The 1,459-nt window shown below is 72.1% G+C and carries 1 protein-coding gene; it reads right to left on the bottom strand.

Features of this window, described 5'->3' with window-relative positions; translation table 11 throughout:
- Positions 1–1,356: DNA primase (dnaG, locus tag ACYVE9_RS26605; protein ID WP_461030450.1), on the bottom strand; the 1,356-nt coding region annotated here is incomplete at its 3' end.
- Positions 1,357–1,459 lie beyond the last annotated feature (103 nt).

Here is a 1,459-nt window from a genome sequence, read left to right as displayed (position 1 = left end):
CGCGCGCCGGCCGCCACCCCCGCCCTCCCGCTTCCAGCGGGCGAGCTGCCCGACGCGGCGCACCACGAACTGGGTGTCCATGATCCCCAGCAGCCCCGCCAGCCGCACCGCGTACTCGTGCTGGAGGGATCCGTCCTTGATCCGGGCGACGATCGGCGCCGCCGACTCCAGGGCCGCCGAGCGCCCCTCGGCCGAGTCGAGGTCGTGCTCGTCCACCACCGAACGCAGGGCGAACTCGAACAGCCGGGACCGGCCCTCGACCAGCTCGCGGACCGCCACGTCGCCCTTGGCCAGGCGGAGTTCGCAGGGGTCCATGCCGCCGGGGGTGATCGCGATGGAGGTGCGGGCGGCGAACTTCTGGTCGTCCTCGAAGGCCCGCAGCGCGGCCTTCTGGCCGGCGGCGTCCCCGTCGAAGGTGAAGACCACCTCGGAGCGGGAGTTGTCCATCAGCAGCCGGCGGAGGATCTTGATGTGCCCCTCACCGAAGGAGGTGCCCGAGGTGGCGATCGCGGTGGTGACACCCGCCAGGTGGCAGGCCATGACGTCGGTGTAGCCCTCCACGACCACCGCGCGGCCCTCCTTGGCGATGTCCCGCTTGGCGAGGTCGATGCCGTAGAGCACGTGCGACTTCTTGTAGAGCGGGGTCTCCGGGGTGTTGAGGTACTTCGGCCCGTTGTCGTCCTCGCGGAGTTTGCGGGCGCCGAAACCGACGACCTCGCCGGTGATGTCCCGGATCGGCCACATCAGCCGGCCGCGGAAGCGGTCGATCGGACCGCGGCGGCCGTCCTGGGAGAGCCCGGAGAGGATCAGCTCCTTGTCGGTGAAGCCGCGTCCCCGCAGGAACCGGGTGAGGTGGTCCCAGCCCGCCGGGGAGTAGCCGACGTTGAAGTGCTCGGCGGCCGCCTTGTCGAAGCCCCGCTCGTCGAGGAAGCGGCGCCCGATCTCCGCCTCGGGCGCGTCGAGCTGCTCGGCGTAGTACTGCGCCGCCGCCCGGTGGGCCTCGACCAGCCGGGTGCGCTCGCCCTGCTGGCTGGCCCGGCCGTAGCCGCCCTCCTCGTAGCGCAGGGTGATGCCGGCCTGGGCCGCGAGCCGCTCCACCGCCTCGGAGAAGGAGAGGTGGTCGACCTTGCGCACGAAGTCGAGGATGTCCCCGCCCTCCTGGCAGCCGAAGCAGTGGTAGAAGCCCTTGCTGGGACTGACGTGGAAGGAGGGCGACTTCTCGTCGTGGAAGGGGCACAGGCCCTTGAGGTTGCCGCCGCCCGCGTTGCGCAACTGGAGGTACTCGGAGACGACGGCGTCGATCGGGACCGCGTCCCGTACCGCCTTCACGTCCTCGTCATTGATCCTGCCCGCCACGCCAGAAGTGTACGGCCCGCCGCCGACACCCCCGACGGCTCACCGGCCGCCCGGGTGTCGCGGGAGTGCGGGCCCGGGGCGGCGTCCCACGGGCCGGGGCCCG

This window comes from Streptomyces sparsus (assembly GCF_054776295.1).
Note: the sequence above shows the minus strand (reverse complement) of the source record. Positions and strands in the feature narration are given on the sequence as shown.